Source organism: Trabulsiella odontotermitis, from assembly GCF_001297775.1.
Taxonomy (GTDB): Bacteria; Pseudomonadota; Gammaproteobacteria; order Enterobacterales; family Enterobacteriaceae; genus Trabulsiella; species Trabulsiella odontotermitis.
Genome location: NZ_LIFX01000013.1, coordinates 112,855 through 138,921, shown reverse-complemented (window position 1 = coordinate 138,921; position 26,067 = coordinate 112,855). Strand labels below are relative to the sequence as shown.

At 54.5% G+C, this 26,067-nt stretch carries 26 protein-coding genes; 16 read left to right on the top strand and 10 right to left on the bottom strand.

The window, feature by feature from the left end; translation table 11 throughout:
* Positions 1 to 7 precede the first annotated feature (7 nt).
* Both proQ and AOY23_RS18110 read right to left on the bottom strand, forming a co-directional pair.
* Entirely contained in the window at positions 8 to 694 is a 687-nt protein-coding gene (gene proQ / locus AOY23_RS18115) for an RNA chaperone ProQ (RefSeq protein ID WP_054180626.1), read from the bottom strand.
* A 97-nt stretch (positions 695 to 791) separates the two neighbouring features.
* Positions 792 to 1,289 (bottom strand): GAF domain-containing protein, encoded by a 498-nt coding sequence (locus AOY23_RS18110; protein WP_054180627.1) that lies wholly within the window; start codon positions 1,287 to 1,289, stop codon positions 792 to 794.
* 146 nt (positions 1,290 to 1,435) lie between these two features.
* Between AOY23_RS18110 and yebS the strand changes: the two genes are divergently transcribed.
* From yebS to AOY23_RS18090, 4 genes are all read left to right on the top strand, one after another.
* The gene (yebS, locus tag AOY23_RS18105; protein ID WP_054180628.1) at positions 1,436 to 2,719 is read left to right on the top strand and encodes a membrane integrity lipid transport subunit YebS; all 1,284 of its coding nucleotides are present in this window, start codon (positions 1,436 to 1,438) and stop codon (positions 2,717 to 2,719) included.
* Positions 2,688 to 5,321, top strand: coding sequence for a PqiB family protein (locus tag AOY23_RS18100; protein ID WP_054180629.1), 2,634 nt, complete (start codon positions 2,688 to 2,690; stop codon positions 5,319 to 5,321). The genes yebS and AOY23_RS18100 overlap by 32 nt, the downstream gene beginning before the upstream one ends.
* A gap of 76 nt (positions 5,322 to 5,397) precedes the next feature.
* A complete protein-coding gene (gene rsmF, locus AOY23_RS18095; protein ID WP_152958621.1) occupies positions 5,398 to 6,834 on the top strand; it encodes a 16S rRNA (cytosine(1407)-C(5))-methyltransferase RsmF in 1,437 nt (478 codons plus the stop codon).
* A 112-nt stretch (positions 6,835 to 6,946) separates the two neighbouring features.
* Entirely contained in the window at positions 6,947 to 7,186 is a 240-nt protein-coding gene (locus AOY23_RS18090) for a YebV family protein (protein ID WP_054180631.1), read from the top strand.
* Positions 7,187 to 7,277: 91 nt separating this feature from the next.
* Here the strand turns inward: AOY23_RS18090 and pphA are convergent, their stop codons facing one another.
* A complete protein-coding gene (pphA, locus tag AOY23_RS18085; RefSeq protein WP_054180632.1) occupies positions 7,278 to 7,922 on the bottom strand; it encodes a protein-serine/threonine phosphatase in 645 nt (214 codons plus the stop codon).
* A 173-nt stretch (positions 7,923 to 8,095) separates the two neighbouring features.
* Between pphA and AOY23_RS18080 the strand changes: the two genes are divergently transcribed.
* Complete coding sequence (locus tag AOY23_RS18080) at positions 8,096 to 9,040, top strand: VirK/YbjX family protein (protein WP_054180633.1); 945 nt, start codon at positions 8,096 to 8,098, stop codon at positions 9,038 to 9,040.
* Positions 9,041 to 9,089: 49 nt separating this feature from the next.
* Here AOY23_RS18080 and lpxP read toward each other — a convergent pair whose 3' ends face one another.
* Complete coding sequence (lpxP, locus tag AOY23_RS18075; protein ID WP_054180634.1) at positions 9,090 to 10,004, bottom strand: kdo(2)-lipid IV(A) palmitoleoyltransferase; 915 nt, start codon at positions 10,002 to 10,004, stop codon at positions 9,090 to 9,092.
* A 561-nt stretch (positions 10,005 to 10,565) separates the two neighbouring features.
* Here lpxP and AOY23_RS18070 point away from each other — a divergent pair.
* Complete coding sequence (locus AOY23_RS18070; RefSeq protein WP_054180743.1) at positions 10,566 to 11,489, top strand: hypothetical protein; 924 nt, start codon at positions 10,566 to 10,568, stop codon at positions 11,487 to 11,489.
* Positions 11,490 to 11,529: 40 nt separating this feature from the next.
* Here the strand turns inward: AOY23_RS18070 and AOY23_RS18065 are convergent, their stop codons facing one another.
* A complete protein-coding gene (locus AOY23_RS18065; protein WP_054180635.1) occupies positions 11,530 to 12,537 on the bottom strand; it encodes a zinc-binding alcohol dehydrogenase family protein in 1,008 nt (335 codons plus the stop codon).
* Positions 12,538 to 12,649: 112 nt separating this feature from the next.
* Here AOY23_RS18065 and AOY23_RS18060 point away from each other — a divergent pair, with 112 nt between their 5' ends.
* The 6 genes from AOY23_RS18060 (at position 12,650) to AOY23_RS18035 (ending at position 17,863) form a co-directional block, all read left to right on the top strand.
* Positions 12,650 to 13,570 carry a LysR family transcriptional regulator gene (locus tag AOY23_RS18060; protein WP_054180636.1) on the top strand — a complete coding sequence of 307 codons (921 nt, stop codon included), beginning with the start codon at positions 12,650 to 12,652 and terminating at the stop codon, positions 13,568 to 13,570.
* Between the two features lie 236 nt (positions 13,571 to 13,806).
* Entirely contained in the window at positions 13,807 to 14,466 is a 660-nt protein-coding gene (locus tag AOY23_RS18055; protein WP_054180637.1) for a metal ABC transporter ATP-binding protein, read from the top strand.
* The gene (locus tag AOY23_RS18050) at positions 14,463 to 15,338 is read left to right on the top strand and encodes a metal ABC transporter permease (RefSeq protein ID WP_054180638.1); all 876 of its coding nucleotides are present in this window, start codon (positions 14,463 to 14,465) and stop codon (positions 15,336 to 15,338) included. Before AOY23_RS18055 ends, AOY23_RS18050 begins: the two co-directional genes overlap by 4 nt.
* Complete coding sequence (locus AOY23_RS18045) at positions 15,338 to 16,216, top strand: metal ABC transporter substrate-binding protein (RefSeq protein WP_054180639.1); 879 nt, start codon at positions 15,338 to 15,340, stop codon at positions 16,214 to 16,216. Before AOY23_RS18050 ends, AOY23_RS18045 begins: the two co-directional genes overlap by 1 nt.
* Before the next feature lie 260 nt (positions 16,217 to 16,476).
* Positions 16,477 to 17,061 carry an XRE family transcriptional regulator gene (locus tag AOY23_RS18040; protein ID WP_054180640.1) on the top strand — a complete coding sequence of 195 codons (585 nt, stop codon included), beginning with the start codon at positions 16,477 to 16,479 and terminating at the stop codon, positions 17,059 to 17,061.
* Positions 17,062 to 17,500: 439 nt separating this feature from the next.
* Positions 17,501 to 17,863: a cupin domain-containing protein gene (locus AOY23_RS18035; RefSeq protein ID WP_054180641.1), complete on the top strand. Its 363-nt coding sequence runs from the start codon at positions 17,501 to 17,503 to the stop codon at positions 17,861 to 17,863.
* 630 nt (positions 17,864 to 18,493) lie between these two features.
* Here AOY23_RS18035 and AOY23_RS18030 read toward each other — a convergent pair.
* The 3 genes from AOY23_RS18030 to yobA are packed head-to-tail and all read right to left on the bottom strand — an operon-like array spanning position 18,494 to position 20,096.
* Entirely contained in the window at positions 18,494 to 18,835 is a 342-nt protein-coding gene (locus AOY23_RS18030) for a YebY family protein (RefSeq protein WP_161804031.1), read from the bottom strand.
* A gap of 13 nt (positions 18,836 to 18,848) precedes the next feature.
* Complete coding sequence (copD, locus tag AOY23_RS18025) at positions 18,849 to 19,718, bottom strand: copper homeostasis membrane protein CopD (protein WP_054180745.1); 870 nt, start codon at positions 19,716 to 19,718, stop codon at positions 18,849 to 18,851.
* A 3-nt stretch (positions 19,719 to 19,721) separates the two neighbouring features.
* Entirely contained in the window at positions 19,722 to 20,096 is a 375-nt protein-coding gene (gene yobA, locus AOY23_RS18020) for a CopC domain-containing protein YobA (RefSeq protein ID WP_054180642.1), read from the bottom strand.
* A 136-nt stretch (positions 20,097 to 20,232) separates the two neighbouring features.
* Here yobA and AOY23_RS18015 point away from each other — a divergent pair, with 136 nt between their 5' ends.
* From AOY23_RS18015 to exoX, 3 genes are all read left to right on the top strand, one after another.
* Positions 20,233 to 20,463, top strand: a complete 231-nt coding sequence (locus tag AOY23_RS18015) for a DNA polymerase III subunit theta (protein WP_038153524.1) — start codon at positions 20,233 to 20,235, stop codon at positions 20,461 to 20,463.
* 96 nt (positions 20,464 to 20,559) lie between these two features.
* On the top strand, positions 20,560 to 21,228 hold the full coding sequence (locus AOY23_RS18010) for a carbon-nitrogen hydrolase family protein (RefSeq protein WP_054180643.1): 669 nt from the start codon (positions 20,560 to 20,562) through the stop codon (positions 21,226 to 21,228).
* Positions 21,229 to 21,252: 24 nt separating this feature from the next.
* Complete coding sequence (exoX, locus tag AOY23_RS18005) at positions 21,253 to 21,912, top strand: exodeoxyribonuclease X (RefSeq protein ID WP_054180644.1); 660 nt, start codon at positions 21,253 to 21,255, stop codon at positions 21,910 to 21,912.
* Here the strand turns inward: exoX and ptrB are convergent, their stop codons facing one another.
* Positions 21,913 to 23,973, bottom strand: coding sequence for an oligopeptidase B (gene ptrB / locus AOY23_RS18000; RefSeq protein WP_054180645.1), 2,061 nt, complete (start codon positions 23,971 to 23,973; stop codon positions 21,913 to 21,915).
* 79 nt (positions 23,974 to 24,052) lie between these two features.
* On the bottom strand, positions 24,053 to 24,706 hold the full coding sequence (locus AOY23_RS17995) for a tellurite resistance TerB family protein (RefSeq protein WP_054180646.1): 654 nt from the start codon (positions 24,704 to 24,706) through the stop codon (positions 24,053 to 24,055).
* Between the two features lie 166 nt (positions 24,707 to 24,872).
* Here AOY23_RS17995 and purT point away from each other — a divergent pair, with 166 nt between their 5' ends.
* Positions 24,873 to 26,051 (top strand): formate-dependent phosphoribosylglycinamide formyltransferase, encoded by a 1,179-nt coding sequence (gene purT, locus AOY23_RS17990; protein WP_054180647.1) that lies wholly within the window; start codon positions 24,873 to 24,875, stop codon positions 26,049 to 26,051.
* The last annotated feature ends 16 nt before the right edge of the window (positions 26,052 to 26,067 follow it).

The window sequence follows — 26,067 nt, the reverse complement described above, 5'->3', positions numbered from 1 at the left end:
CTCCGTCTCAGAACACGAGGTGTTCTGCGCGTACAATCATTGACATACCAGAAGTCAGCTGTACACGAACGCCATCTTTGGTGATCTCCAGTACAGTGGCGTCCATTGCGTTGTTGCCTGCTTTCACCTTCAGCGCTTGCCCCACTGTCAACACAGACAGGTCGGATACCGGGGTCAGACGCTCTTCACGCGGCGGGCGCGGGGCGGCTTTTACTGCTGCCGGCTTAGCAGCGCGAGGCTTGCGATCGCCCTCTTCTTTGCGACGAACCGCAGGACGCGGTTTACGCTCGCGGCGCGGCGCTTCTTCGCCCGCTGCCGCAGCAGCTTCGCGTTTTTTCGCCTGCTGTTCTGCACGCTGCGCCTGAACACGCGCTTTGGCTTCTTCAAGCTGCTGACGAGCGTGTGACACGTGCTGCTCATCGAGTTCCCCACACGGGTTACCGTCGAGATCGACACGGGTTGCGCCCGGCTTGATACCGTACAGATAACGCCAGCTTGAAGTATAAAGACGTAATGCGGAACGAAGTTGGGTTTTGCTGAGGTTCATTTCACCCTCAACACGCTCAACAAGATCCTGAAAAATACCAATTTTCAGGGGGCGCGCTTCGCCTTCGGCACTAAAGCAGTGCGGAAAACGTTCGGCCAGATAAGCGATAACTTCTTTACTGCTGTTCAACTTAGGTTGATTTTCCATGAAATTTCCTGATTACAACGGACGTAGCCAACAAGCCGCAGGCATGAACAGGCGTCATTATAATGACGCCATCGTTAATTGCTACGTTATCCGTTGATTATCCTGCGACGGGCGCAAAGAATTTTTGATAATCGGTGGCCTCAAGCAGCGTTTCAAGATGCCCGACCAGTTCGCGCAGCCCCTGCTCATCCTCTTCGGTGAAGCGGGAGAAGGCAATACTGTCGATATCCAGTACACCAATAATCTGATTTTTTACGCTGATGGGCAGTACGATTTCGGCATTGCTTGCCGCGTCACAGGCGATGTGGCCGTCGAACGCGTGAACATCGTCCACACGCTGAACGCGATTTTGCGCCACCGCCGTACCGCAGACACCACGCCCAACGGGAATACGCACGCAGGCGATTTTACCCTGAAATGGCCCCAGCACCAGCGTGTCACCTTCCAGTAAATAAAATCCGGCCCAGTTGACCTCGTCAAGACGCTCATACAGCAACGCGCTCAGGTTAGAGATCATTGCCAGAAAACTGTTTTCACCTGCCATCAACGCCTGAAAATCGCGATTTAAATCTGCGTAAAATTCTGTTTTGGTCATTTTATAATCACTTGGTTATCTTACTTCGATTCCGGTAGTGTGCCCGGAGCATAGCCCTATAAAATAAACATTAAATGCGGCCGGGCTCAAGATGATTCCATTCATGAGTTAAGATAGTTTTACACATCCATCTTCGTACGTGATAAATGGCACTGAAATCACCGCAACTTACGCCAGAAACAAAAATCACCGTTCACTCCATCAGTGAGCCGCTTCCGCGCGCCCATTATCAACGATGTCCGGAATGCGACACGCTGTTTTCGCTGCCGCTGATGCAATCCAACCAGAGCGCATACTGTCCTCAGTGTAATGCTAAAATCCGTGACGGGCGCGACTGGTCGTTAGCGCGTTTAGGCGCGATGGCGATTGCGATGCTGCTGTTGATGCCGTTCGCCTGGCAGGAGCCGCTGTTGCAGTTGCATCTGCTGGGAACGCGTATCGACGCCAATTTGTTACAGGGCATCTGGCAGATGACCCGTCAGGGCGATCCAATCACCGCGTCAATGGTCTTTTTCTGTACTGTCGGCGCGCCAGTGGTGCTGGTGGTGTCCATCGCCTATCTTTGGCTGGGTAACGTGCTGGGGATGAATCTGCGGCCGGTACTGCTGATGCTGGAGAAACTCAAAGAGTGGGTGATGCTGGATATTTACCTGGTCGGCGTTGCGGTAGCCTCCATCAAAGTTCAGGATTACGCCTTCCTGCAACCTGGTAACGGGCTTATCGCTTTTATCAGTCTGGTGGTCCTGAGTCTGCTGACGATGATTCACCTGAACGTTGAGCAACTCTGGGAACGTTTCTACCCGCAGCGCCCCGCCACCCGCGACAACCCGGCGTTGCAGGTCTGTCTCGATTGCCACTATACCGGGTTGCCCGACGAGCGCGGACGCTGCCGCCGTTGCCACACGCCGCTCCACTTTCGCCGTAAGAACAGCCTGCAAAAAAGCTGGGCGGCGCTGGTTGCTTCGCTGATTCTGCTCATTCCTGCCAACGTTCTGCCGATATCTGTTATTTACGTGAATGGCGCGCGGCAGGAAGATACCATCCTTTCAGGGATTATCTCTCTGGCTCACAGCAACGTCGCGGTGGCGGGCGTCGTCTTTTTTGCCAGTATTCTGGTGCCGTTTACCAAAGTGATCGTGCTGATTACGTTGCTCATCAGCATTCACTTTAAATGTGAGCAGGGGTTGCGTACCCGCATTTTGCTGCTGCGCTTCGTGACCTGGATTGGCCGCTGGTCGATGCTGGATCTGTTCGTTATTTCGCTCATGATGTCGCTGATTAACCGCGACCAGCTCCTTTCTTTTACTATGGGTCCCGCTGCGTTTTATTTCGGCTCGGCGGTAATATTGACTATTCTTGCAGTTGAATGGCTGGACAGCCGCTTACTTTGGGATGCACATGAGTCAGGAAACGCCCGCTTCGCCGACTGAAGCGAGAATTAAAACAAAACGTCGCATTTCGCCCTTCTGGCTGCTTCCGGTTATCGCGCTGATGATTGCCGGGTGGCTTATCTGGAGCACCTATGAAGATCGCGGCAACACGATAACCATCGACTTTATGACTGCCGACGGCATCGTCCCCGGTCGTACGCCCATTCGCTATCAGGGCGTTGAAGTTGGCACCGTACAGAACATCAGTCTCAGCAAAGATCTGAATAAAATCGAGGTTCGCGCCAGCATCAAAAGCGATATGAAAGATGCGTTGCGTAAAGAGACGCAGTTCTGGCTGGTCACGCCAAAAGCATCGCTGGCGGGGGTTTCCGGCCTTGATGCGCTGGTCGGTGGTAATTACATCGGCATGATGCCCGGTAAAGGCGAGGAAGAAGATCACTTCGTTGCGCTCGATACGCAGCCCAAATACCGTATTAACAACGGCGAACTGATGATTCACCTGCACGCACCGGATCTGGGCTCGCTGAACAGCGGTTCGCTGGTCTATTTCCGCAAAATTCCGGTCGGTCGTGTGTATGACTACACCATCAATCCCAATAAACAGGGCGTGACCATTGATGTGCTGATTGACCGCCGTTTCACCAGTCTGGTGAAAAAAGGCAGCCGGTTCTGGAACGTCTCCGGCGTGAAAGCGGATGTCGATTTCAGCGGCGCGAAACTGCAGCTTGAAAGTCTGGCCGCGCTGGTCAATGGCGCGATTGCCTTTGATTCGCCGGACGACTCCGCCGCCGCGAAACAAAACGATGAATTTGGTCTCTATGCCGATCTGGCGCACAGTCAGCGCGGGGTGATCGTCAAGCTCGACCTGCCTGACGGCGCAGGACTAAATGCAGGCTCCACACCGCTGATGTATCAGGGGTTGCAGGTCGGGCAACTCACGAAACTGGATCTCAACCCGGGCGGCGCGGTCACCGGCGAGATGACCGTTGACCCCAGCGTGGTGAACCTGCTGCGCGAGAATACGCGCATCGAACTGCGCAATCCGAAGCTGTCGCTGTCGAACGTCAACGTCAGTTCCCTGCTCACCGGCAGCACATTTGAACTGGTGCCAGGCGAAGGCGCGGCACGTAATCATTTTTCCGTGCTCCCCGCCAACAAAACGCTGTTACAGACGCCGAACGTTGCCACGCTGACACTGACCGCTCCGGAAAGCTACGGCATTGATGCCGGGCAGCCGGTCATTCTGCATGGTATTCAGATTGGTCAGGTCGTCGAGCGGACGCTGACGGCGAAGGGTATTACCTTCGCGGTGGCTATCGAACCGCAGTATCGCGAGCTGGTCCCCGGCGACAGCAAATTCGTGGTCAACAGCCGTATTGACGTGAAAGTCGGGCTGGATGGCGTGGAATTTTTAGGTGCCAGCGCCAGTGAATGGGTGAGCGGCGGCATCCGGGTATTGCCGGGTGAAAAAGGGGCGCTTAAAGCCAGCTATCCGCTGTTCGCTAACGTGGAAAAAGCGGTGGAAAACAGCCTCGGCGATCTCCCCACCACCACCCTTTCGTTAACTGCCGATACCCTGCCGGATGTTCAGGCAGGCTCGGTGGTGCTGTACCGCAAATTCCAGGTCGGTGAAGTGATCACCGTGCGTCCGCGCGCTAATGCGTTTGATATCGACCTGCACATCAAACCGGAATACCGCAGCCTGCTCACCAGCAACAGCGTGTTCTGGGCCGAAGGTGGCGCGAAAGTGCAGCTTAACGGCAGCGGACTGACCGTGCAGGCCTCGCCGCTGTCGCGGGCGCTGAAAGGCGCTATCAGCTTCGATAACCTCAATGGCGCAGGCGCCGGGATCAGAAAAGGCGACAAACGCCCGCTCTACCCGACCGAAACCGCGGCACGCGCCGTCGGCGGCCAGATCACCCTGCACACCTTTGATGCCGGGAAACTGGCGGAAGGTATGCCGATTCGCTATCTGGGGATCGACATCGGGCAGATCCAGTCGCTGGAGCTGATCACCGCCCGCAATGAAGTGCAGGCAAAAGCGGTACTTTACCCGGAATATGTCAGGACCTTCGCCCGCGGCGGTACGCGCTTCTCGGTCATCACACCGCAGATTTCCGCAGGCGGTGTTGAGCATCTGGATACGCTGCTGCAGCCCTATGTCAACGTTGAGCCAGGCCGTGGCAATCCGCGTCGTGATTTTGAAATTCAGGAAGCGACCATTACCGATTCCCGCTACCTCGACGGTCTGAGCATTGTGGTGGAAGCGCCGGATGCCGGTTCTCTGAATATTGGTACGCCGGTACTGTTCCGCGGTATTGAAGTGGGTACCGTGACGGCGCTGCGTCTGGGTTCTCTCTCTGACCGTGTGATGATTGAACTGCGCATCAGCAAGCGTTATCAGCATCTGGTGCGTAACAATTCAGTGTTCTGGCAGGCCTCGGGCTACAGTCTGGACTTCGGCCTGGTGGGCGGTGTGGTAAAAACCGGCACCTTCAACCAGTTCATTCGTGGTGGTATTGCTTTCGCGACGCCGCCGGGCATTCCGCTGGCGCCGAAAGCGCAGACAGGCAAACACTTCCTGCTGCTGGAAGCCGAACCGAAAGAGTGGCGCGAATGGGGAACCGCGCTGCCACGCTAACCCCCACGCCCCGGTGTCCTCCGCCGGGGCAATTATGCTAAACTGCGCACCCGTTTTTTTGCTGGTGGTGCGCTTCGTGGCTCAACATTCCGTTTACCTTCCCGATGACTTTCTGGCGCAGATGCGCGCAGCGATGCCTGCAACGCTGTCATTAGATGATTTTATAGCCGCCTGCCATCGCCCGCTGCGCCGCAGCCTTCGCGTCAATACACTGAAAATCAGCGTCGCCGATTTTCTCGCCCTCGTCGCCCCTTACGGCTGGCAGTTAACGCCGGTGCCATGGTGCGAGGAAGGGTTCTGGATCGAACGGGAAGATGAAAACGCCCTGCCGCTCGGCAGTACGGCGGAGCATTTAAGCGGGCTGTTTTATATTCAGGAAGCCAGCTCCATGCTGCCGGTCGCTGCACTGTTCGCCGACGGCAACCAGCCGCAACGGGTGATGGACGTTGCCGCCGCGCCTGGCTCCAAAACCACGCAGATCGCCGCCCGCATGGGCAACCACGGCGCCATTCTGGCGAACGAGTTTTCTGCCAGCCGGGTGAAAGTGCTGCATGCCAATATCAGCCGCTGTGGCATCCGTAATGTGGCGTTAACCCATTTCGATGGTCGCGTGTTTGGCGCAGCCTTACCGGAAGCGTTTGATGCGATCCTGCTGGATGCGCCCTGCTCCGGTGAAGGCGTGGTGCGTAAAGATCCCGACGCGCTGAAAAACTGGTCCGTCGCCAGCAACCGGGAGATTGCCGCTACCCAACAGGAACTTATCGACAGCGCCTTTCATGCGTTGCGCCCCGGCGGGACGCTGATTTACTCCACCTGCACACTGAATCGCGATGAAAACGAGTCGGTGATTGCCTGGCTGCTGGCCCGCTATCCGCAGGCGGTGGAGGTGGTCTCGCTGGAAAGCTTATTCCCGCAGGCACGCGACGTGCTGACGGACGAAGGCTTTCTGCACGTTTTCCCGCAGGTGTTCGACTGTGAAGGGTTCTTCGTCGCGCGGCTACGCAAAACCGCGCACATCGAGCCACTGCCCGCGCCCGGCTATAAAGTGGGTAAATTCCCCTTTACGCCGATGATGGGCCGCGACGCCTCGGCGGTTACCCATGCGGCAGCCGCAGTGGGTCTGCGCTGGGATGATGCGCTAACGCTCTGGCAACGTGACAAAGAAATCTGGCTTTTCCCGACGGAAATCGAACCGTTAGTCGGCAAAGTGCGCTTTTCCCGCATCGGTCTGCGGCTGGCGGAAACGCATAACAAAGGCTATCGCTGGCAGCATGAAGCAGTCATCGCGCTGGCGGAGACGGGTGCCTCTTGTTTTGAGCTCAGCTTAGCGGAAGCTGAGGAGTGGTATCGCGGTCGCGATGTCTACCCGGAAAACACGCCGACAACGGATGACGTCATCGTCACTTTCCAGGGTTTTCCGCTCGGACTGGCGAAAAAAATCGGTTCACGGCTGAAAAACAGCTACCCGCGCGAGCTGGTACGTGATGGTAAGTTATTTGCGGGCAATGCGTAACGACGCGCAAAAAAGCAGCAAATTCTTACTGGTAATCTTCTCTCAGTTGACTAGGATGAAACAGGGACGATCAAACTGGTCGTACCACGCACCGCATTTCAAGGAGAAGATGATGAGCAAAACCAGCGTACGTATCGGGGCCTTTGAGATTGATGATGCCGAACTCCATGGCGAAGAGCACGGTGAGCGAACGTTAAGTATTCCCTGCAAATCCGACCCGGATTTATGCATGCAACTTGATGCCTGGGATGCCGATACCAGTGTGCCTGCCCTGCTGAATGGAGAACACTCCGTCCTTTACCGCAAACATTACGATGAACAGTCCGATGCCTGGGTCATGCGTCTTGCCTGACTCAAAAAGAACCCGTCGCTGAGGCGGGTTATTTATTTGCCGGTTGAAGATGTGTTTCTGGCGCCCGGCCAGTGTGTTCAGTGACGTCTGATTACTGCAACTGCACCATGGTCAGCTCACCGCCAAATACCGCACCCGTGTCAATGTAATGCTGATTCCCCACATCGTAGCGCTCCTGCAGCGGCGTATGGCCAAACCAGAAGTGATCGGCACCGGTAATCGGCACATGACGCCCGGCAAAATGATCGCTCAGTCGCTGGCGATTCCACAACACCTGCTGCGGATCCACCGCTTTTTGCCAGGCATACTCTGCGGAAGGATAATCAGCATGCGCGACAATATTCAGTCCGCTTTCGCAATCCACTTCAATAATATACGGAAGCTGATGGCACTTCTGCAGGAGACGCTTAATATCCGCCTGGATTGCCGGTGCGCTATCTAAAAACCAGGCGCCACCGTTCATATACCACAGCGACATATCGCCGTTATCCACGGCATCCATCGCCATTTGTTCATGGTTTCCCCGGATCGCAGCAAACCATGTTTCATTTAATAATCCCAGACACTGATAACTCGCCGCGCCGCGGTCAATTAAATCCCCGACCGATATCAGTAAATCCTGATAAGGGTTAAATTTCCGCGCCTTAAGCTCCGCCATCAACGGCTGCCAGCAGCCATGCAGATCACCGACCAGCCAGATATGCCGCCATTGTTTACCCGCAATTCGCTGATACATTTTTTTTCCTCCTGCACAAAGTATAGAAAAAACGAAAAATGGCGATAAGTAACAACTCAGGGGGAATTTCCTCAACCATCACTAAACAGAACGGGAATATAGTCTGGATGAGCGTTAATACGGTCGTTCTCAGCCGGTAAAATAACCTCAGAGTAATAATGAGGTATTTTTCCGTGACTGATAACAGCCTGCACACAGAACATAATTTTACGCATCGCACCAGCCTGATTTCCGCACTGGTGTCTGGCGAACTGACGCCAGCGCCCATCTGGAAAAAAAGAAATTACCGGCTCAAATTTTTGCTGCGTACCCTGCTGTTTTATACACCGACACACCATATGTTGAGCAGCCTGTCGCAACGACCCAATTTCGGGCAGTTGCTGAACGCGCAGGTGACGCTGCCGAGCAAACCGCATCGTCAGTATCTCACGCTCGGCATGAACGCCCGCCAGCGCGCCGATGCCGTTGTAAGTCATTATGAATTTATCGACACGCTGACCGGTTCACGGCTCGCGCAGGCGCTGATGTCTGCCGATGAAACGTCGCTTGTCGAACTGGAAGGCAAGGATGCGTCGCGCTTTACACTTTCCGCCTCCTGCGCCAGCAAGGCCGAACGCGAAGGGGAAACCACCCTCTGGCTGCATGATGCCAGCCGCACGCTGCTCGCCAGCGTGACCTTTAGCGTAGTGAATCATCAGGGTGAATGGCAACTGGTGATCGGCGGATTACAGGGACCGCGCCGCACTGTGTCGCACGAGGTAATTAAACAGGCCACACGCGCCTGTCACGGCATTTTCCCCAAACGCCTGCTGATGGAGTTTATCTGGCTGTTTGCCAGCCATAGCGGGATTTCCGCGGTGTATGGCGTCAGCGACAACGGGCATGTGTTCCGGGCGCTGCGTTATCGTCTGAGCAAAGGCCGCCATTTCCACGCCAGTTATGACGAGTTCTGGGCGTCCGTTGACGGAGTGAAAGATAATCGCTGGCGCTGGCGTTTGCCGCGTGAGATGGCGCGTAAACCACTGGAAAGTATTGCCAGTAAAAAACGTGCGGAGTATCGCCGCCGTTTCCAGTTACTGGACAGTCTGGCTGAACAAGTATCAGCACTGACGAAATAGTCGCCCTCACACCTGCTTCTGCGACAGAAGCAGGTTGCTGGTTGCCGTCTTAATACAATGAGGCTTCGCCCACAGGACGCGTTTTGAAGCGGCGATGCACCCACAAATATTGTTCAGGCGCGCGCAAAATTTCCCGTTCGATGACTTTGTTCATATAGCACGCGGCAGCCAGTTCATCGGCCACCGGGTAGTCGTCCATCGCTTTGCTGATATAGAGACGGTAGCCCTGTTTGCCGGGTTTGCGCACCATGGTGATGGTCAGCAGCGCCGAGCCGGACAGTCTCGACAGCACGAACGTACCGTTCGTCGTGGCGGCGTCAGGCACGGAGAAAAACGGCGCGAAGACGCTGCCTTTGCGGCCATAATCCTGATCCGGCGCAAACCAGACGGCTTCACCGGATTTCAGCGCCTGCACCAGGCCGCGCAGATTACGCCGGTCAATCATCGCCTTATTCGAACGCAGGCGCCCTTTTGTCTGCACCCATTCCATTAACGGGCTGTTGTGCTGGCGATAGGTTGCCATCATCGGACGGCAAAGCCCCATCACACGACCACCAAGTTCCAGCGACATAAAATGAATGCCAACCACCATCACCCCGTTCCCGGCGCTGAGCGCGCGGGTCAGGTTGTCGTATCCTTCAACATCGAACCATCTCTTCACCCGGGCATCGCTCCAGAACCAGGCCATCCCGGTTTCAATCAGCCCCATGCCAAGCGAATGGAAGTTCTGCTCCAGCAGACGCGCCCGCACCGCAGCGCTCATTTCCGGAAAGCAAAGCTCGATATTTCTGTCAGCAATATGCGCCCGGCGTTTCAGAAAGCGACGAGATGCCGTTCCCATAGCCGAGCCAAGGAAGGAGAGAACCGGATAAGGAAGCTGGACGAGAAGCCAGAGAATGCCAAGACCAAACCAGGTGAACCAGTAACGGGGATGGAGTAGCGATCGATCAAATGCAGCGGACATAAAAATTTACCGTGAGCGTCAATAATTTGGGTAACGCGTAAGAAAAAAATGAGTCCGCTCATCTGTCTTTTAGGCGATACGTATAGCGCAAGTGACAGTGAACCAGTTGATCATCCCAACGTCCCCATGACAAGGAGGTGACCACACAAAAAAAACCTGCAACGGAGGCTGTAGCTACGCTGCGCACAGCATGCACCTTTTGAGGAGAAAATAACAGAGCGCGATTGTAATTTTCAGAAAACATTACGCATGAATAAGTTGTGTCTTAAAACAAATTTTTTCAGAGCTTTCAAATTCCCTGAAGAATAAAAAACATTTTGTTGCTGAAATATACATGTCACTAAAATGTGATTTTTCCTGGAATATTATGCCCGGACAAAAAGGGGTGGTGAAATATCTGTCATTCATCATGCTGGCATGGTCATGCCCCGCCAGACGGGCGTCGGGGAAACATGCCTTCTCACAAAGAGGGAAAACCCCGTCACTTTGCGATAGAATGAGCGCATCATCACAGTGAATCTCATGCTTAACCGCATGAAAGTTAAGGAGTCATGACGAGTGTTGTTCAAAAAGCTAAGTAAGCAATACCGGCATATCACAGCGCGTCATAACATTGACTGGACGTCTGACACGCCGAATGAAGGCCCCCCCATCAGCAGTATTATCATCCCTACCGTCGGTGAAGATTTTATTGAAGAGGCACTGCTGAGCGCAAAGTTCGCCTCACTGAATGCCGCGACAGCGAAAGAAATCGTCATTGTTACGGATCAACTTGTCGAAAAGTTTCGCGACCTGCCCGCAAAGACACGGGTTGTCCGTTTAGACGTTAGTATTCCGAATCCGGACCACAAATATGCGCAAATCTATAAAAGCAGAATGCTCAAGATTCAGGCGCCATTGCAGGCTTCACCGGACTCTACCGGCGTGTTGATGATTGACTCCGATCTCAACTTATTGCGCGACCCGGCTTACCGGGTCAAAGAAGGCCGTCTTTACTCCTGTTTCAGAAAAGGCAGAATGGGCGCGAAATTCGACAATGACCGCTATAAAAACGTCCCGGCCTATTATTCCTCAACGATTCGACCTTCACTGGAAGATCACGTCAACAGCGCCTTCCTTGCAGCGACATATTCCACCTTCCAGCGACTGTGCCCGCTCTGGCTTACTCTGTTTAACGATACCTGGGAGATGATCCCGGACGACCAACCGCCAACAGACCAACCGCCGCTCGCCGCCACCCTGGATCTGCTGGATTTTATCACCGTAAACCTTGGCGACTGGACGAACTGGCCGGTATCGAAAAAAATCGGCGGAACGCCATCTGTTATCCCGAAAGAAGTGATTGGCGCTCATGGCGGCTTCCCGCTTTCCGAATGGCAGAAATATCTGCAATCCCCGGATGTGCCATTGCTCTTCAAAGGGCAGGATTATACCCGGAAAGTGCGCTATCTGAGCGATGCGGAAAAGCAGGAACAGGCCCGCTAATTGCACACCGCGTCCGGGATAACGCCGGACGCGGTTAACATCAGAATCCTTCCAGTACAATCTTGCCGACGGCGCGATGAGTTTCCAGTAATTCATGGGCGCGGCGCAGGTTGGCAGCGTTTATCGTACCGTAATGCTCGCCGAGCGTGGTCTTTAGTACCCCGTCATCAATAAGCTTCGCCACCCGACTCAACAGGTGATGCTGCTCAATCATGTCGCGGGTTTCGAACATCGATCGGGTGAACATAAATTCCCAGTGCAGAGAGAGACTCTTCGCTTTCAACGGACGGGCGTCCAGCGTATTCGGATCGTCGATGAGCGCCAGCTTGCCCTGTGGGATCAGCGCTTCAATCAGTTGCCCGTAATGCTGGTCGGTATGCGTCAGGCTGGCGACGTGGGTCACGTGTTTCACGCCGATACGCGCCAGTTCCTCTGTGATCGGCTTACGGTGATCGATAACATGGTGCGCGCCCAGTTCGCTGACCCACTTCTGGCTTTCCGGGCGCGATGCCGTGCCAATCACGGTAATTCTGGTCAGTTTGCGTGCCAGTTGCGTCAGTATGGAACCGACGCCGCCTGCCGCGCCAACAATCAGCAGCACGTCATTCTCACTGCCGTTTTCCTGCACGCCGAGGCGGTCGAAGAGCATTTCCCACGCCGTAATAGAGGTTAACGGCAGCGCGGCGGCGGCCGCATTATCCACCGAGACCGGCTTCAGCGCGGCGATGCGCTCATCCACCAGTTGATATTCGCTGTTGCTGCCCGGACGGGTCAGCGAACCGGCGTACCACACCTCATCACCCGGTTTAAACAGCGTGACCGCTTCGCCCGTGGCAACCACCACGCCTGCGGCATCCCAGCCCAGAACGCGTGGCTCGCTGCCGGTGAAACCACCACGAACTTTGGTATCTACCGGGTTCACGGAGATGGCTTTCACCTCCACCAGCAAATCGTGACCGCTGGCGGTGGGTTCTGGCAACGTGATGTCCTGCAACGCAGTGATGTTGTTGCCGGCTTCGGCTGAACGGGTAATAGCAATTGCTTTCATAATGGCTCCGGATACGTTAATGGATTCATCTCACCTGTAAAATCATGGTACAAGGTGCGCTAAACGCGAAAAACGGATGTCAGGAAATAACACTTATCCTCGGGGAGTAAAAATGCTCAGGCTGGAAGATCTCACTCTGTTTGTCAGGGCTGCTGCTTTAAACAGTTTTTCCGATACCGCTCGCGAAGCCGGGCTGCAGCCTGCGCAGGTCAGCACCGCCATCAAGCGGCTGGAGAAAATCCTTAATATCCGCCTGTTCGCCCGCTCCACGCGCAGCCTGCGCCTGACGCCCGAAGGCGAAACCTGGCTGCCCTACGCCGTTCAGATATTACAAACGCTGGAAGCTGGCGTTGAGCAGATCCAGCCGTCGAGCGACGAGGTGCGTGGGCTCCTGCAAATTGCCGTTCCTTCCGACCTCGGGCGCAATATGCTGCTGGACGTGTTTCAGGCATTTCGCCACAATCACCCGGCGCTGAACCTGAAGATCCTGTTTTCCGATCAGGTGACGGACGTGTTTAAAGATCCTGTGGACCTGGCCTTCCGCTACGGTAATAACGACGATGCCTCTTATATTTCGCTGCCGGTGGCGCCGGAAAACCGCCGCGTTGTGGTGGCCTCGCCGGATTATCTGGCGCGCTATGGCGAACCGAAAACCATCAGCGACCTGGCGCAACATAACGCCCTGACATTCGTGCTGCGAGGCCGGGTTTATAACAACTGGACCTTTACCCGCCACGGCAATAAACATCACATCGCGGTAAAAGGGTCGATGATGAGCGACGATGCCGAAGTGATTCATCGGTTAGCGCTCAATGGCGAGGGGATCACCTATAAATCCTGGCTGGATGTCAGTGAAGATGTACTGGCGGGGAGATTAACCGTCGTGCTGCCACAATATGAAGGTGACAGCGTTCCCCTCAATCTGATTTGCCCACACCGCAAGCAGCTTTCAGCCACGGTGCGCTTGTTACATGAAGCGGTAAAGGCGCGCTGCGAGTCAGCATTGCGCCACCTTCCCGCGGTAACGGACTAGTACCACCCAGTCGTGTTCCGCCGCCGCTTGGTTTGTAACATTCCGTCACACATCCCTGCGCTGACCCTTCTTTACATCCAGTTCATCTCCGGAGCATTGTTATAATATAACATTACATTTGGAGTTCGTATGCTTTCTCCGACATTCTTTTCACTCTCCGTTTTCCTGCGACTTGTCGTGGGGATCCTCATTTTAAGTATTTTATGGCTTGCCGTTTTGTGGGCGATTGCGTTGCCATGATTGAACTCCATGCACTCAGAGTGGGTTATGACTACTCGCCCGTAACGCCTGCCATCAGCGGAAGTATTGCAGAAGGAAGCATGACGGCTATCGTCGGTGATAATGGTTGTGGTAAATCGACATTACTCAAAACGCTGGCGGGTTTTCTTCCTCCGGTGAAGGGTAGCGTTCACTGGCCCAACGGGCGCCCGGTCATCGGGTGGCTTGCCCAGCGTAATTCTCTGGAGTCCGACTTCCCGATTGTGGTGCAGGATGTGGTGAATATGGGGCTTTGGCCGACGGTCTCGCTTTTTCGCAGTATGGGTCGTAGTGAGCGATTGCGAATTGCCGCCGCACTCGAACGCGTCGGAATGCTTCATCTCGCCAGAAGCCCTGTCGGGACACTATCGGGCGGGCAATTCCAGCGGATGCTTTTTGCCCGGGTCTGGCTACAGCAGGCGCCCCTGGTCATGCTGGATGAACCCTTGACGGGCGTGGATGAAAACACCAGCCATGTCCTGATGTCATTGATCGGAGAAATGCACCAACGGGGGCAAACGATTCTGGCCGTTCTGCACGATACGCCGCGGGTGAGTCGCTATTTCCCTGCCGTGCTGCGTCTGGGAAGTGCGTGCTGTGAGTGGCAAATGCAGGCGAAAAAGGCGTGTGTGGCATGACGTTACACTTCCTCATCCAGCCGTTTATCGAATATGGGTTTATGCGTCGGGCGCTGGTGGCCTGCCTGGCGCTGTCGTTAAGCACCACCACACTGGGCGTTTTCCTGTTTTTACGGCGGATGAGCCTGATGGGCGATGCACTATCGCACGCCATTTTACCCGGTGTAGCCATTGGTTACCTTCTGAGTGGCATGTCGCTGCTGGCGATGGGAACTGGCGGATTTATTGCAGGGATTCTGGTCGCGCTGGTGGCGGGATGGGTCAGCAGACGAACGCCTTTGAAAGAAGACGCCAGCTTTGCCGGATTCTACCTTGGTTCGCTTGCGCTGGGCGTTACGCTTGTCTCATTACGCGGCTCCAGCGTGGATCTCCTGCATCTCCTGTTCGGCTCGATTCTGGCAGTAGATCGTGAGTCTCTGACTTTCGTGGCGTCTGTGGCCACACTGACACTGCTTTGTCTGGCGGTTTGTTATCGGGGACTGGTGAGCGAGGTGTTTGATAGCACGTGGCTCGAGGTTAATAAGAGACGCCTGCCAACGCTGTTTCATACGCTTTTCCTCGGACTGTTGGTCCTCAATCTTGTCGCAGGCTTCCAGGTGCTCGGCACGCTGATGGTGGTCGGCATGATGATGCTGCCAGCGGTTGCCGCACGCTGCTGGATGCAAACCCTGCCGGGAATGATCCTGCTGGCGGGTATTGTCGGCGCCCTGTGTTCATGGTTCGGGCTCAGTCTTTCCTGGAGCGTCGCATTGCCCGCGGGTCCATCTATCGTGCTATGCGCCAGCGCTTTTTTCTTTTTTTCAATTTTATTCGGCGGGCGTAGCAGGCTGGCTGTTGTTCTGCTGCGCCCATTCTTTGGTAAGGAGAGATAATGAAACGTACAGCACTTTTTCTGGCATTAAGCATGGGGATGATGGCTCACGGTGTCAGTGCCAAAACCTTAAATGTGGTCACCAGTTTTTCTATCCTTGGTGACATTGTTCAACAGGTGGGCGGAGAGCACGTTAAGGTGCAAACCCTTGTTGGGCCAGATGGTGATCCTCATACCTTTGAGCCATCACCGCAGGACAGCGCGGCAATCAGTAAAGCCGATGTTGTGGTTGTCAACGGGCTGGGGCTGGAAGGATGGCTCGACAGGCTGATTAAAGCATCAGGCTTTAAGGGTAAACTGGTGGTGGCTTCCGACGGTGTGGCTACACATACGATAGATGAAGATGGCAAGACTGTCGTCGACCCTCATGCCTGGAACAGCGCGGCTAATGGTGCCCGGTATGCGCAGAACATCGTAAAGGGACTTATCAGCGCGGACCCGGAAGATAAGGCCGCGCTGAGCAAGACAGGCGATGACTATATCGCGCAGTTGCATGAGCTCGATAGCTGGGCGAAAAAACGTTTCAGTGACATCCCGGAATCGAAACGTATTGTTCTGACCAGCCATGATGCGTTTGGTTACTTTAGCCGCGCTTATCATGTCCGTTTCCTGGCTGTGCAAGGACTTTCTTCTGAAAGCGAAGCCAGCGCGAAAGACGTTGCGGCGCTCATTGACCAGATCAAAGCAGACCATGTCACCACCTGGTTTATGGAAAATCAGCTCGATCCTCGTCTGGTAAAACAAATTGCGAGTGCAACCGGGGCGAAGCCCGGCGGTGAGTTATTCCCTGAAGCGCTTTCACCGAAAGGTGGCCCGGCGGAGACCTATACTCAGGCGTTTAAACATAATGTCGATGTCATCGCTGACAGTATGAAATGAAGATAATGCGGTGATAGATCCCAGCTGAGCTTATGCCTTCGAGGGCTCCTGCCTACATACCTGGCTGCGTTCTCATTCGTTTCAGCTACGGTTGCATGGATGCCAGGCATCACCCTGTCAGCGTTATGCTGACAGGGTGTTTTTTATGGAGAAAGCCATCCAGGAAAACGATATGCTAACCGTTTGCGATCCCACCAGACGCGCCCTGGATTATGGCCGCAGGCGTGGGACGTTTTTTTTGAATGTTAAGGTAACCTACGATGTGTGATGCAATATCGGCTGGCTCCGAACAAAATAAACTGGCCACGTTGTCATTAAATATAGGCAATAAAATAAGGCGTCTCAGGCAATCACGAGGAATTTCGTTAAACGAACTCTCTAAATTGTCAGGCGTTTCAAAGGGAGCCTTATCTAAACTGGAGTCAGGATACTCCAATCCAAGGGTGGATACGCTGGATGCTATCGCCGCGGCGTTGCGCCTGCCCATTGGCGATTTACTGAATGGTAACAACAAGCTCTATCCCTATTTTGAGAAATATCGACCTGTATTGGGTGACTATTCTCAAACGATGAAATTCCGTATCAGTCCGGGCAATACCTCCGAGATATGGCTGTTGCAAATGAATCCGCAAGTGACCATTAACAGCCCGGGCCATTCCGATGGGACGCATGAACATATTATGGTTCACAGCGGCACCTTGTTATTACGGTTTGCCCCGAACGAGGTTATCACGTTACAGCCGGGAGACTTCTACGCATTCTCCGGGGAGGTTCCGCATACCTATATCTCTACTGAGACGGCGATTAGCGCAACGGTGGTGATGTCCCATCTGGACCCGGGTTAATGCTGTCCTCGCAATTATCACGCCAGACACCTCAGGTCAGGAACCTGGAGCCTGGGCGTTTGTTCACTTAAGGAAACGAAACGTATACCCTGATAATTGGGCATTAAATTTTTTTATAAATAAAAGATATTGAATTCAGTGAATTGCTTGCGAACACATAGATTTTCTCTACTGTAATTGGGAAACCTATTGTTATGATTTTGAGCGGATTGTATTATTATTTCGAACAGCGAGATCTGCCGTTATGATTATTATTCTGCCGGGAATAGTCATCTGTTAACCCCGGACAATGATCAAGCCGATTCTCCCTAATGTCCACCGGTATATTTTTCACAGTAAAGATAGTCAGGCAGGCTAAGTATTGTGCTGTCATTTTTCTGACTATTGTTTACTCCACATTAAGCTAATTATTGTTATATCACTATAGCTGAGGCGTTACATGCGTAAAGTCAATTTAAAAGAAAGCTTTAATCTATTTAGCGATTTTTGGAGCCCGAAAATTGTCGGAGAGATCAATGATTCTTATGTCAAACTTGCCAAATTCTCCGGGAAATTTAACTGGCATCATCATGAACATGAGGACGAACTTTTTCTTGTTATTAATGGCCGTTTGCGGATGGGATTAAGAACGGGGGATATCGATCTTGAGCCAGGCGAGTTTATTATCGTACCGAAAGGAACCGAACATTGCCCTGAAGCGCTGACCGATGAATGCAGCGTTGTTTTGCTTGAACCAAAATCGACCCTTAATACGGGAAATATCATCAATGAGCGTACCGTACACGACCTGGAAAAGTTATAACCAAAGCGCTTTCAGTATTGCTGTCGGTAATAAATCCGCATTGACAATGAACAGACCCTCGCTAAACAATCAATTTCACTTTCAATCGCGAAGTTTTATTAAGGATACACCTAATGACTGTCGGTCCGCCTCACCCTGGGCGGCGAAGAGTTCGCTCAGAAGCTGCCAGGTCACACCTCAGAAACTACAACCAAAATGTACCTTGATGAACGCGGTGAGAAAGCATATTTGATGCTCTGATTTTCTGTAAAAGAAATGTTAAGGTGCTTTTTGTTGTGATATAAGAGAAAAAGACCGGAATACAGAAATTCGGAAAAATTTCGGAAGATTTCGGATCTTCAATCGTAACCGATTGATAAAGAAGACAAATAAAAAGAGACCGAATACGATTCCTGTATTCGGTCCAGGGAAATGGCTCTTGGGAGAGAGCCGTGCGCTAAAAGTTGGCATTAATGCAGGCTAAGTCGCCTTGCCCTTTAAGAATAGATGACCGTGCCAGGTTTTCCAGTCCACGGCAAAAGTGGTCAGAAAATTGCGTCTGGTAAACGGTCCGGGAAAGAAAAAACCGCATGTTTTCATAACGAAAGCTTGCGGTTTTTTATTGGGAAACAGCCTGATATTTTTTGTTAACTAGCAGAGCGTTTGTGCACGTTCAATAAACGGTGTCAGACTCATTCGCTTACCGGGCTGTCCTGGTTCGTCAACACGAATCACGTCAATCGGCTGTCCGCTGGTTTTGCCTTCCGCCACCTGCTTTTCAGCGGCCTCGTTAAGCGGGTATTGCATCAGCGTGCTGGGATTAATGACAAACAACGCATTGCCAGGACGGCAGGTCAGCATCACCTCTTCCCGGTTGAAAGCCCACTTGTCTTTGCCCATTTCAAAACGGCTGACGGTAATCACCTGCGGCGCGGCAAGCGCTGCTGAGGTGGCCGCCATTAACAGTAAAGAGAGTGCAATTTTCTTCATCATGGTCTTGTTCGTATCAGAAAGGTTCCCAGGTCGCGAACAGGCTGACCGCCAGTAACACCAGCGCGCCAAGCACCACTTCGGCCTGCGTGGTGCGGATAAACCACTGCTGCGCCTGCTCCCCGTTCGTGGAAAGTCGTGGCACCAGAACATACCTGTTCACCAGCGCAATTACCACCATCAGCGCCACCAGCGCACATTTCGCTAACAGCATCTCACCGTAGTCGGAAACTGAAATCAGCGTTCCCTGAATCAGCCAGGCGTTGATGATACCGGTGAAGATCACACCCGCCACAGCAAAGTGCCCGTAGCGGGAGAAACGCATCATGGTGTCAATGGCCGGTTGTCGCCAGTGGCCCTTCGCCAGACGCAGGCAGTAGAGGAACGGCAGCAGACCGCCAGACCAGGCCGCGGCGCAGATCAGATGCACCGCATGATTGAGCCGCTGCACGATACCGGGTAGCCCGACGTGCATTGCCGCATGCCCGACACCCGCCAGCAGGATGAGCTGGAAACCCAGCAGGAACATCAGGAATCGCATGCGGCGCGCAGGTTTCAGCAGGAGGACAATCAGCGAGAGCCACGCCAGGATAATTTGCCACAACCACAGGTTGCCAAAGCGTGTTCCCATCACCGCCAGCCAGACCTCCGGCAGGAAAACATCCGGCCAGCCACCGGCCATCAACCCGCCCTGCACCATCAGCATTAACGTTGTGCTGACAGCACTCACGGTGAGTGTGGTACGCATGACGCTACGAAAACGCCGCGACAGCAAGGGGCGTAAACGGGCTGGCGCCCACCAGCCACTGTACAGCGCACCACCAAATGCCACCATCAAGGTAGCAAAATGGATAAAGCGCAGTGCAACCCAGAAAGACGCCAGCATCATTTATTTCACACTGAAATGGTATTGCCCTTTCGTTTTGTGGCCGTCAACGGAAACGACGTGCCAGTCCACAGTATAGTTACCCGGTGCCAGCGGTTGTTCGAGGGGAACGACCAGCTGAGTATTGTCTTTTGCATTCACGCTGGCCGACCCGGTGGTGATTTTTGCCTGTGCTGGCCCGGTAAGCGTGAGGCCGCTGAAATTCGCTTCCACGCCTTCAGAAAAGGTCAGCGTCAGCTGGCGGGGAGACTCTGTCGCCTGGCTGTCTGCCGCAGGTGACTGGTTTTTCAGATGCGCATGCGCCAGCGCGCCGGTGGCGGTCAACAGGCTGACCAGAAGTGCTGACGTCTGCAGCATTCGCGATGTGGTGAAACCCATATTCTTCATTCCTTTTTGTTATACATGCCGGACAGAGGATAACCTTGTATAATCCGGGAGTCGAGACTCCCCTGCCCGGACTTGTTATTCTTCGCCACTCCGGGTAATTTCTGCGTCGTAAAAAGAGGAGAACGCTGTGTACGCGAATCTGGCAAAACTTCCCCAGGAAGAGATGGACAAAGTCAACGTCGACCTGGCTGCCGCCGGGGTGGTGTTTAAAGAGCGCTATAACATGCCGGTAGTGGCAGAAGTGGTTGAACGTGAACAGCCAGAGCATCTGCGCGGCTGGTTTCGCGAGCGGCTGATTGCCCACCGACTGGCATCGGTGTCGCTGTCCCGCCTGCCCTATGAGCCAAAAATAAAGTAATCCTTACTGATAGTTACGCTTCCTTACACTGTCGCTGCTAGACTACCCGGACTATACTCAGGATAGAGTTCGGGACAGTGTGTTAAGGATGCCACCATGTCTGTATGGACGATAGCTGCTGCTCAATATGAGCCGCGCAACCGGAGCGTTGCAGAAAATATTACCCACCATTTACGCTTTATCGACGCCGCCGCTGCGGCATCGTGTGACGTGCTTTTCTTCCCTGAATTATCACTGACCGGCCCGGTGCGTAACGCGTCTTTGCCGTTGCCGCCTGACGCGGACGAACTGCGCCCGCTTTGTGAAGCCGCCTCCCGCCACAAAATCATGGTGATTGCCGGTTTACCGGTGATGAAAAACGGCAAACCGGTGAAGGGGCTGGCGATTTTTGTTCCCGGCAGGCAGGCGCCGGTCACCTGCGCGCAGGGAAAAGGCGCCTGTCTTGCGCCGTCGCAGACAAACATCAACGTGCTGCCGCTCAATGCTGACCCCGCCGAGCTTGATCCCACCGCGTCAGTGATGGCCACCGGTTACTGCCCTGACGAACCGCTGGAACAGCAATCAACCGCGACGCTACAGCGTTTCGCACACCGCTACGCCATCGCGGTGCTGAAGTCGGATTATGCCAGCGGCACGCTGCTCGGCGGCAGTGCGCTGTGGGATGAACAGGGGCAGTTGATTGTCCGTGCTGATCGGGGCGAGTTACTGCTGACCGGGCAAAAACATGCCGAGGGTTGGCAAGGCGACATCATTCCTTTACGCTAACCCTTTTCAGGCCAGGAGTGAGCCATGCTGCGCGTTATCGATACGGAAACCTGCGGTCTGCAAGGAGGGATTGTCGAAATTGCTTCTGTGGACGTTGTTGATGGTGTCATCACCAACCCGATGAGCCATCTCGTGCGCCCGGACCGCCCCATCAGCCCGCAGGCGATGGCGATCCACCGTATTACCGAAGCAATGGTTGCCGATAAACCGTGGATTGAAGAGATCGTTCCTCACTATCAGGGCAGCACCTGGTATGTGGCGCACAACGCCAGTTTTGACAGCCGGGTATTGCCGGAAATGCACGGCGAGTGGATCTGCACCATGAAGCTGGCACGTCGGCTGTGGCCTGGCATCAAATACAGCAATATGGCGCTGTATAAATCCCGCAAGCTCAACGTGACGCCACCGCCGGGGTTGCATCATCACCGTGCATTGTATGACTGCTATATCACCGCCGCGCTGCTCATCGACATCATGAATGTTTCCGGCTGGACGCCTGACGAGATGGCGGATATTACCGGTCGTCCGGGTCTGATAACCACCTTCAGTTTCGGCAAATACCGCGGTAAACCCATCGCCGAAGTCGCGCAGGACGATCCCGGCTATCTGCGCTGGCTGTTTAATAACCTGGATCGAATGAGCCCGGAGCTGCGCTTAACGCTCCGGCATTATCTGGGTGAATGATTATTCCGCTGCGTGACCCGGCAGCGTCTCCTGCGCCAGCGCGATCAGAAAGGTGTATTCCATCGCCACCCCTTCATAGCTTTTAAAGCGCCCGGATTTCCCGCCGTGGCCGGAATCCATATCCGTGCAGAGCAGCAGCAGGTTATCGTCTGTTTTTAGCTCACGCAGCTTCGCCACCCATTTCGCCGGTTCCCAGTACTGCACCTGCGAATCATGCAGGCCGGTCGTCACCAGTAAATGCGGATAAGCTTTCGCTTCGACGTTATCGTAAGGGCTGTAACTTTTCATGTAGTGATAGTATTCCACACGCTTCGGATCGCCCCACTCTTCAAATTCCCCGGTGGTCAGCGGGATGGATTCATCCAGCATGGTGGTCAGCACATCGACAAACGGTACCTGGGCGATAACGCCGCGAAATAGCGATGGTCGCTGATTAATCACCGCGCCCATCAGCAGACCGCCCGCGCTGCCGCCCATGCCAAAACAGAGATCCGGGTGACCGTACCCCTGCGCCAGCAGCGCATCGCAGACATCCAGATAATCGTTGAAGGTATTTTTCTTGCTGAGGAATTTGCCGTCTTCATACCATTTCTGCCCCAGCTCGCCACCGCCCCGAATATGCGCAATGGCGAAGACAAATCCACGGTCGAGCAGGCTCAGGCGACTGGTGCTGAAATCTGCATCCATGCTTGAGCCGTAGGAGCCATAACCGTACACCAGTAACGGATTGCTACCTTTGTGAAAATGTTCTTTGTGATACACCAGCGACACGGGCACTTCTGCGCCATCGCGCGCCGTCACCCACAGGTGTTCGCTGCGGTAGACGCTGCTGTCAAACCCTTTCACTTGCTGCTGTTTCAGCACCCGCCGTTCGCCGGTGTCCATATCCAGCTCAAACAGTGTGTCGGGGGTGGTCATTGATGAGTAGCCGTAACGCAGGCGTGAGGTTTCAGGTTCCGGGTTATAGGCAAGCCAGGTGACATAAGCGGGATCATCAAAGGCGATACCGGTCACTTCGCGCGTCTTGCGGTTGATTTGCCGCAGGCTGGTTAACCCGTGCTGGCGCTCTTCAACCACCAGCCAGTCGGTGAACAGCGTAAAGCCCTCCAGCATCACCTCGTCACGTGCGGGGATCAGTGTCTCCCACTGCCCTTCATCGCGTACCGTAGAGCGATACAGGCCGAAATTTTTGCCGTCGCGATTAGAGCGTACATAGAAACGGTGCTGGTAGTGGTCGAGGCTGTACTCATGATCTTTGCGCCGCGGGAGAAAAACCGTTGGCTGCGCGTCCGGCAGTTCAGCATCCAGCAGCAGCACTTCGCTGGTCGTGGCGCTGGCTAAATCGATCAGCACAAAATGGCGTGATGTGGTTTTATGCAGGCTGACGTAAAAGGTCTCGTCATGCTCTTCATACACCAGCTCATCGCTCGCCATCGGCGTGCCGACGGTGTGCCGCCACACCTGATACGGCAACAGCGTGACGGGATGTTTGCGGACGTAATAGAGCGTCATGGAGTCATTGCCCCAGACCACATCCGGCGTGACGTTGTCCAGCAGTTCGGGATACCAGTTGCCGTTCTGCAAATTTTTCAGTCGTAGCCCGTACTGACGCCGCGAGAGAAAGTCTTCCGTCAGCGCCATAAGGGTATTATCGGGCGAAACTGCCATGCTGCCGAGGGTGTAAAACTCGCTGTGCGCGGCCCGCTGGTTGGCGTCGAGAAGCGCCTCCCACGCCTCCCATTCCGCTTTGATCACCGACTGGCGCTCATAGATAGCGTACTCACACCCGGGCTCGTAACGATAGCGGTAGCGATAACCGTTGCGGACGTAAGGGGCAGAAATTTCCTGCTGCGGAATGCGGTCGACAATTTCCTTGAGCACCCGATCCTGCAACGCGTGCTGAGAATCCATCACCTGTCGGCCGTAGTCGTTTTCCTGTTTCAGGTACTCAAGCACTTCCGGCTGCGAACGGGCGTCGTCGCGCAGCCAGTAGTAATTATCGATTCGTGTGTCGCCATGTAAGGTCATGGCGTGAGGGCATTTTTTCGCTTTGGGTAACATTGCTTTGTACTTTTTATTCCACATCCCTTAAGGGTGGCAAAAGTCAGCGATGATGCAAGCGAAACATGTCACAGTGCCATTAAAGTGCCTGTTTTTGCTGCTGAAGATCCTGTTCGATGCTGGTCCGGACATCCTGCGGAATGTTTAACGCATCGCCAAGCGCGTTCAGATAGCTGCGCTCCATAAAGTGATCGATGTCGATGGCGGCACAACTGAGGAAGTAAAGTTCCAGCGCTTCCTCTTCATTTTGCACATCGCGCGCCAGCAGTTGTGGGTCGAGCGGTTGTTCGATGGCCTGCGCCACCAGCGCTCTGCCTTGCGCCTCAACGCCCGCTTCACGCATCTGCTGCTCAATAGCCGCACGTTCTTTATCGTCGATATGCCCGTCACTTTTTGCCGCAAAGACCAGCGCCAGAATCAAGCGTCCGGTACGCGCATCCAGCGACGCTGGCTGTGGTTCCGCTGCGGGTGCTGCCTGCGTGGCACCGCCCATACGATCTTTATATTTGTTCCACAACACGGTTCCGGCAATCGCGCCACCACCCGCCAGCAATGCGCTGGTACCATATTTCGCCAGTAGCTTGCGTGATGACTTGCTGGACAGTAAAAGCCCCGCCAGCCCGCCCAGCGCGCCAGGAACCAACAGGTTACTTAACCCCTGATCGCCGCCGGTGGAGGCAGTGCCACTTTTTTGCCCCAGTAACGACTGCAATTGATTTAGCCAGTTAGACATTTTTCACCCCAGAATGGACAAACGTAATCCACAGAATAAACACGGACTTGTCAGGAAATGTCTGTTTCACCTAAAGATGCGCAAATAAGTCATCACGTCGTCAGCAAGACAGACGCAAACGTTTTCGTCTATAATGCGCCATCGCTTTTTACCTCGGATAAACGTTATGACTTTATTAGGAACGGCGCTGCGCCCTTCAGCCACGCGCGTGATGTTGTTAGGTTCTGGAGAACTGGGTAAAGAAGTCGCTATCGAGTGCCAGCGGCTGGGTCTGGAAGTGATCGCGGTTGACCGCTACGCCGATGCCCCGGCGATGCACGTCGCGCATCGTTCGCATGTCATTAATATGCTGGATGGCAACGCGCTGAAGGCGCTGGTTGCGCAGGAAAAACCCGATTTTGTGGTACCTGAAATTGAAGCCATCGCCACCGATATGCTGATCGAGCTGGAGGCCGCCGGGCAGAAAGTCGTTCCCTGCGCCCGCGCGGCGAAACTGACCATGAACCGGGAAGGCATTCGCCGCCTTGCCGCAGAAGAGCTGGCGCTGCCGACCTCCCGCTACCGTTTTGCTGACAGCGAAACCGCGTTCAGAGACGCGGTGGACGCTATCGGCTATCCCTGCATCGTCAAACCAGTGATGAGCTCATCCGGCAAGGGTCAGAGCTTTATCCGTTCCGCGGCGCAGTTGAGCGACGCCTGGCAGTATGCCCAACAGGGCGGCCGCGCTGGCGCCGGGCGCGTTATCGTTGAAGGGGTGGTGAATTTTGATTTTGAAATCACCCTGCTCACCGTCAGCGCCGTCGATGGCGTCCATTTCTGTTCGCCGATCGGTCATCGTCAGGAAGATGGCGACTACCGCGAATCCTGGCAGCCACAGCAGATGAGCCCGCTGGCGCAGGCGCGCGCCGAAGAGATCGCCCGTAAAGTGGTGCTGGCGCTCGGCGGCTACGGCCTGTTTGGCGTTGAGCTGTTTGTCTGCGGCGACGAGGTGATTTTCAGCGAGGTCTCCCCGCGCCCGCACGACACCGGCATGGTGACGATGATTTCTCAGGATCTGTCGGAATTTGCCCTGCACGTTCGCGCGTTTCTTGGGCTGCCCGTTGGCGGTATTCGTCAGTACGGGCCTTCGGCGTCGGCAGTGATCCTGCCACAACTGACCAGCCAGAACGTCACTTTTGATAACGTACAGGCGGCGGTTGGCGCGGGCGTACAGTTGCGTCTGTTTGGTAAACCGGACATTGACGGGTCGCGTCGCTTAGGCGTGGCGCTGGCTGTGGCGGAGGATATTGACCAGGCGGTGACGCGTGCCAAAGCGGCGGCGGCGTCCGTGGTGGTGAAAGGGTAATAAAAAAGCCCGGTAG